This is a genomic window from Variovorax boronicumulans NBRC 103145, assembly GCF_001591345.1.
Taxonomy (GTDB): Bacteria; Pseudomonadota; Gammaproteobacteria; order Burkholderiales; family Burkholderiaceae_C; genus Variovorax; species Variovorax boronicumulans.
In genome coordinates, this window is record NZ_BCUS01000213.1 from 1 (window position 1) to 5,155 (window position 5,155).

At 68.3% G+C, this 5,155-nt stretch carries 7 protein-coding genes and 1 pseudogene; 3 read left to right on the plus strand and 5 right to left on the minus strand.

Annotation, left to right across the window (positions count from 1 at the left end):
• A pseudogene (locus tag VBO01S_RS30700) lies at positions 1-361 on the minus strand (hypothetical protein); the annotation flags it as partial.
• 114 nt (positions 362-475) lie between these two features.
• Here VBO01S_RS30700 and yiaA point away from each other — a divergent pair.
• A complete protein-coding gene (yiaA, locus tag VBO01S_RS30705) occupies positions 476-916 on the plus strand; it encodes an inner membrane protein YiaA (RefSeq protein WP_062482786.1) in 441 nt (146 codons plus the stop codon).
• Positions 917-928: 12 nt separating this feature from the next.
• Here yiaA and VBO01S_RS30710 read toward each other — a convergent pair whose 3' ends face one another.
• From VBO01S_RS30710 to recA, 3 genes are read right to left on the minus strand one after another with little or no spacing between them, the layout of a single operon-like run.
• Entirely contained in the window at positions 929-1,372 is a 444-nt protein-coding gene (locus VBO01S_RS30710; RefSeq protein ID WP_082818353.1) for a polyketide cyclase, read from the minus strand.
• Positions 1,341-1,814: a recombination regulator RecX gene (recX, locus tag VBO01S_RS30715; RefSeq protein WP_062482789.1), complete on the minus strand. Its 474-nt coding sequence runs from the start codon at positions 1,812-1,814 to the stop codon at positions 1,341-1,343. Before recX ends, VBO01S_RS30710 begins: the two co-directional genes overlap by 32 nt.
• 59 nt (positions 1,815-1,873) lie before the next feature.
• The gene (recA, locus tag VBO01S_RS30720; protein WP_062482792.1) at positions 1,874-2,983 is read right to left on the minus strand and encodes a recombinase RecA; all 1,110 of its coding nucleotides are present in this window, start codon (positions 2,981-2,983) and stop codon (positions 1,874-1,876) included.
• A 146-nt stretch (positions 2,984-3,129) separates the two neighbouring features.
• Between recA and VBO01S_RS30725 the strand changes: the two genes are divergently transcribed.
• Positions 3,130-3,615, plus strand: a complete 486-nt coding sequence (locus VBO01S_RS30725; protein WP_062482795.1) for a MarR family winged helix-turn-helix transcriptional regulator — start codon at positions 3,130-3,132, stop codon at positions 3,613-3,615.
• Positions 3,616-3,677: 62 nt separating this feature from the next.
• On the plus strand, positions 3,678-4,352 hold the full coding sequence (locus VBO01S_RS30730) for a response regulator transcription factor (protein ID WP_056575150.1): 675 nt from the start codon (positions 3,678-3,680) through the stop codon (positions 4,350-4,352).
• Between the two features lie 26 nt (positions 4,353-4,378).
• Here VBO01S_RS30730 and VBO01S_RS32915 read toward each other — a convergent pair.
• The coding region (locus tag VBO01S_RS32915; protein WP_062482798.1) for a hypothetical protein at positions 4,379-5,155 on the minus strand (777 nt) is incomplete at its 5' end.

Genomic DNA, 5,155 nt, shown 5'->3' on the forward strand with positions numbered 1-5,155 from the left:
GGCCCGCGATGGCGTCGCCCAGCCGCTGCGACACGGCCTCGCCGCGCGCCGCGACCAGGTGCTGCATCGCGCGGGCGCGGCCCCGCTGCACGCCGAGCAGGAAGTACACGCCGACGAACAGCGACAGCAGCACGGCCACCAGCAGCGGCGGCGACATGAGCAGCGCCAGGATGGCGCCCGCGCCACCGGCCCGCGCCGCCGGGATGCCCGGACCCTGCAGCTGGCTCAGGTAGTAGAAGAACACGCCGCCGCCGAGGAACAGGCCGATCAGCGCGCCCTTGATGGCCGAGCCGGCGAAGGCGAAGCCGGCCTTGGCGCCGGTGCGAACGAGGGACTGCGGGTGGGCGGGTGGCGACGACATGAAGGGTTCCTCCGGTTTTTCTGGAAAGCCGCCTCCTGGGAGGCCGGTCGCTGGCGATCATGCCACCGCCTTCCCGCACCATAATCGCGCGACACAACAACGAGGAGGATCGTCATGGGAACCGTCAAGTTTCAGAAACCGACCGGCGCATTCGTCGCCGCATCCTGGGCCGCGCTGATCATCGGCGCCATCGTGTACCTGCTCGGGCTGTGGAATGCCGCGATGCAGCTCAACGAGAAGGGCTACTACTTCACCATCCTCATGTACGGCCTGTTCTCGGCCGTGTCGCTGCAAAAGACGGTGCGCGACCGGCTCGAGGGCATCTCGGTCACCGGCATCTACTTCGGCCTGTGCTGGGTCTCGCTGCTGCTGTCGGTGGGCCTGCTGGCCGTGGGCCTGTTCAACGCCTCGCTGGCCGCGAGCGAGAAGGGCTTCTACGCCATGGCCTTCCTGCTGAGCCTGTTCGGCGCGGTGGCGGTGCAGAAGAACGTGCGCGACATCGCCGCGTACAAGGCCGAGAACCCGCTGGCCGACGACGTCACGGCCACCGAGTAAGCCAGGCCGGGCTCAGCCCGCCTCGAGCAGGCGGCGCAGGGCCTGCAGGTCGCGCGCGATCCATCCGGCGTCGCGCGCAAAGGCCGCATCGTCCATGTGCGGCTGGCGCAGCAGCGTGAACTGCAGCTCGCACACGCCGGGCGCCACGCCGATCACGCGAAACGGCAGGTAGACCTCGGGCACGCCTTCGGGCGCCACCCAGTGGTCGAGCACGCCCAGGTCGTTGGGCGCCGCAAAGCGCATGCGGGCCTCGCCGCTTTCGGGCGTGCGCACGATCCAGTGGTCGCCGTGCGGCACCAGCGCGCTTTTCGCGAGACCGCTGGCCCAGTCGGGCAGCCGCTTCGGGTCGGACGCGAGCGCATAGGCGTCGCGCCATTCGCACTGCACGCGCTGCGTGATGACGCGGGACAGGGCCGCGTCGCCTTCATTCGCCGTTGGGGTCGTCGCTTGGGTCATCGAAGTCGCTCCTGAGTACCTTGGACACGACGGCGCCCGAGAAACCGCGCGCCATCAGGAATCGCATCTGTTTCGCGCGCTCCTTCGCATCGGCGGGTGGCGCGTCGAAGCGGCGGCGCCACAGGGCCGTGGCGCGCTCGACTTCGGTCCCCTGCAAGCCGGCCACCGCCTGCGCGATGGCTTCGGGCGCGATGCCCTTGGCCTGCAGCTCCTGCTTCACGCGCAGCGCGCCCGAGCGGGCGGCGCGCTGGTGCAGCACCGAGGCCACGACGCGCGGCTCGCTGATGAAATCCTTGGCGACCAGCTCGTCGAGCGCCTTCGCCAGCGTGCCGGGCTCTTCCTCGTGCCTGGCCAGCTTGCGCTCCAGCTCCGCGCGCGAATGCTCGCGCTGGCTCAGGAGGCGCAGGGCGCGGCCTTTGAGGGAGGGGGCGCTGAAGGCCATTCGGGGGTGGTGGGTCGCTCAGGCGGCCCACGCAACACGCGAAGGCCGCTTCGTCTCACTTACTCCGCCGCCTTGTCGGCCTTCGATGCCTTGGCGGGCTTCTCGGCCTTCTCGGGTTCGCTGCCGGCGTCGGCCGCGAGCAGCGGAATGCCCAGCGATTCGCGCACCTTGTTCTCGATCTCGCGCGACAGGTCGGGGTTCTCGCGCAGGAATTCGCGGGCGTTGTCACGGCCCTGGCCGATCTTCTCGCCGTTGTAGGCGTACCAGGCGCCCGACTTGTCGATGATCTTGGCGTTCACGCCCATGTCGATGATCTCGCCCTCGCGGCTGATGCCTTCGCCGAACAGGATGTCGAACTCGGCCGTCTTGAACGGCGGGCTGACCTTGTTCTTCACCACCTTCACCTTGGTTTCGTTGCCGATGGCCTCGTCGCCCTTCTTGATGGTGCCGATGCGGCGGATGTCCAGGCGCACCGAGGCGTAGAACTTCAGCGCATTGCCGCCGGTGGTGGTTTCGGGCGAGCCGAACATCACGCCGATCTTCATGCGGATCTGGTTGATGAAGATGACCATGCAGTTGGTCTTCTTGATCGTGGCCGTGAGCTTGCGCAGCGCCTGGCTCATCAGGCGGGCCTGCAGGCCGGGCAGCGAGTCGCCCATTTCGCCTTCGATTTCGGCCTTGGGCGTGAGCGCGGCGACCGAGTCGACCACGATCAGGTCGACGGCGCCCGAGCGCACCAGCGAATCGACGATCTCGAGCGCCTGCTCGCCGGTGTCCGGCTGGCTGATCAGCAGGTCGGACAGGTTCACGCCGAGCTTCTGGGCGTACTGCACGTCGAGCGCGTGCTCGGCGTCGACGAAGGCGCAGGTGCCGGCCTGCTTCTGCATGGAGGCGATCACCTGCAGCGTGAGCGTGGTCTTGCCCGAGGATTCCGGGCCGTAGATTTCAACGACGCGGCCACGGGGCAGGCCGCCGACGCCCAGGGCGATGTCCAGGCCCAGCGAGCCGGTAGAGACCACCTGGATGTCTTCGAGCGCCTCGCCTTCGCCGAGCCGCATGATCGTGCCCTTGCCGAACTGCTTTTCGATCTGGGCCAGCGCGGCCTGCAGGGCCTTGGCCTTTTCACTGTTGGCGACCGAGATGCTTGCGCCCTTGACGACTGCGTCCATGTGGAAATCTCCTTGAATATCAACGGTTTGTGTCGGGATTCATCCATCTGCTTTTAACCACAGGCTGGATGCTTGAACAGTAGTGTATGGGCTCATGGCGATTCGCAAACCCACTTTAAAGTCAGTTTGCCTTACCATCTAAGGCCATGGCCGACCCCGCCTTTCCCACCGATCCCGACGCCTGGCGCCAGACCCATCTGGGCCGCCTGCTGGGCCATGCGATGCGCCGTTTCGACGAGCGCGTGCTGGCGCTCATGGCGCACGACATCGACGTGCCGCTGGCGCTGTCGAACCTCGCGGCGCGCGCGCAGGTGAGCGCGGCGCACATCCACATCACGCGGCACCTGGCGCGCGAGGGCTCGCGCCTGACCGAACTGGCCGAGCGCGCCGGCATGACCAAGCAGGCCATGGGCACGCTGGTCGACCAGTGCGAGGCCTGGGGGCTGGTCACGCGCGGGCCCGACCCGCTCGACGCGCGCGCGCGGCGCGTGCTGTTCACGGCCGACGGGCTGGCCTGGCTGGACGCCTTCCGCCGCGCCGTGACACAGACCGAGCGCGAGTTCCGCGCCAGCGTGGGCGACGAGATCGCCACCGTGGTAACCATCGGACTCGAAGCCTATACAGCGGGCTAGACTCGCGTTGAGACAAATGTGAACTGCGCCGGCATGGCGCCTGAATCCGCCGGAGGTGGCTCATGCGAATACTGATTGCCGAAGACGACCAGGTGCTGGCCGATGCCCTGCTGCGCAGCCTGCGCACCTCGGGCGCGGCGGTCGATCATGTGGCCAACGGCTCGCAGGCCGACACCGCGCTCATGACCCACAGCGAGTTCGACCTGCTGATCCTCGACCTCGGGCTGCCCAGCCTGCACGGCATCGAGATCCTCAAGCGCCTGCGCGCGCGCGGCTCGCAGCTGCCAGTGCTGGTGCTCACGGCGGCCGACAGCGTGGAAGAGCGCGTCAAGGGCCTGGACCACGGCGCCGACGACTACATGGCCAAGCCCTTCAGCCTGCAGGAGCTCGAGGCGCGCGTGCGCGCCCTCACGCGGCGCGGCATGGGCGCCACCAGCAACGCGATCCGCCACGGCCCGCTGGTCTACGACCAGGCCGGCCGCGTGGCGACCATCGACGGCAAGATGATCGAGCTGTCGGCGCGCGAACTGGGCCTGCTCGAGGTGCTGCTGCAGCGCGCCGGCCGGCTGGTCAGCAAGGACCAGCTGGTGGACCGGCTGTGCGAATGGGGCGAAGAGGTGAGCATCAACGCCATCGAGGTCTACATCCACCGCCTGCGCAAGAAGATCGAGAAGGGACCGGTGCGCATCGCGACGGTGCGCGGGCTGGGCTACTGCCTCGAGAAGATTCCCGGTTGAGCGTGCCCCGCCCGCGCGCAATGCCGTCAGGGCTGCTTGCGCAGGTTGACGAGCAGCGTGGCGCCGGTGTTCGAACGGATCAGGAACATGAGACTGCGGAAGTAGCCGTTGCTGTCGTACACGCCCGCCGGCACCAGCCCGATGATGGCCGGCCCGGCATAGCTGCCGGTGGCGGCGGGGGTGAGCTTGCAGTCGTTGGTGCTGGCCGTGGCGGCATTCACGGCCTTCAGCGTGAGGCTGTACATGTTCTTGGCCGAGCCGGGCTGCGCCAGGGCGACAGTGCCCGAGAGCGTGCACTGGCCGATCTGCACGCCGCTCGTGCTGCCGGTGAACACGCCCTGGCCGTCGACCTGCACCGTCACGCCCAGGCTCGGGCTGCTGTCGGTGTTGGACCACGTGCCGGTCATGCTCGCCTGCGACACCGCCAGCGCGTTCTCGATCGTGTAGGCCAGCGGGCCGACATCGGACGGCCTGCGGTTGTCGTAGGCGTAGGTGCCATCCACCGACTTCTTCGGCGTGAAGGTGCCCGAGCCCGTCACCGGATATGCGTTGGGCGGAACATACAACTCGGTGTCCGGGTTGAACGACCAGTCGAGCCCCGTGACCTTCAGCGAACCCCACATCGTGCCCCCGAGGAAGCTGCCCGCCAACGAACCGTTGGTGCCGACGAAGGCAATGCCTCGCACGCCCGCGTAGATGCCTTCGCTGTCATTGCCCACCGCGGCGGTGGAGCCGGGCTGCGGCGCACTCAGCCAGGGCGACGGCTCGGAGCCCGGCACGGCGGCGCGGTTCTCGGCCGGTGC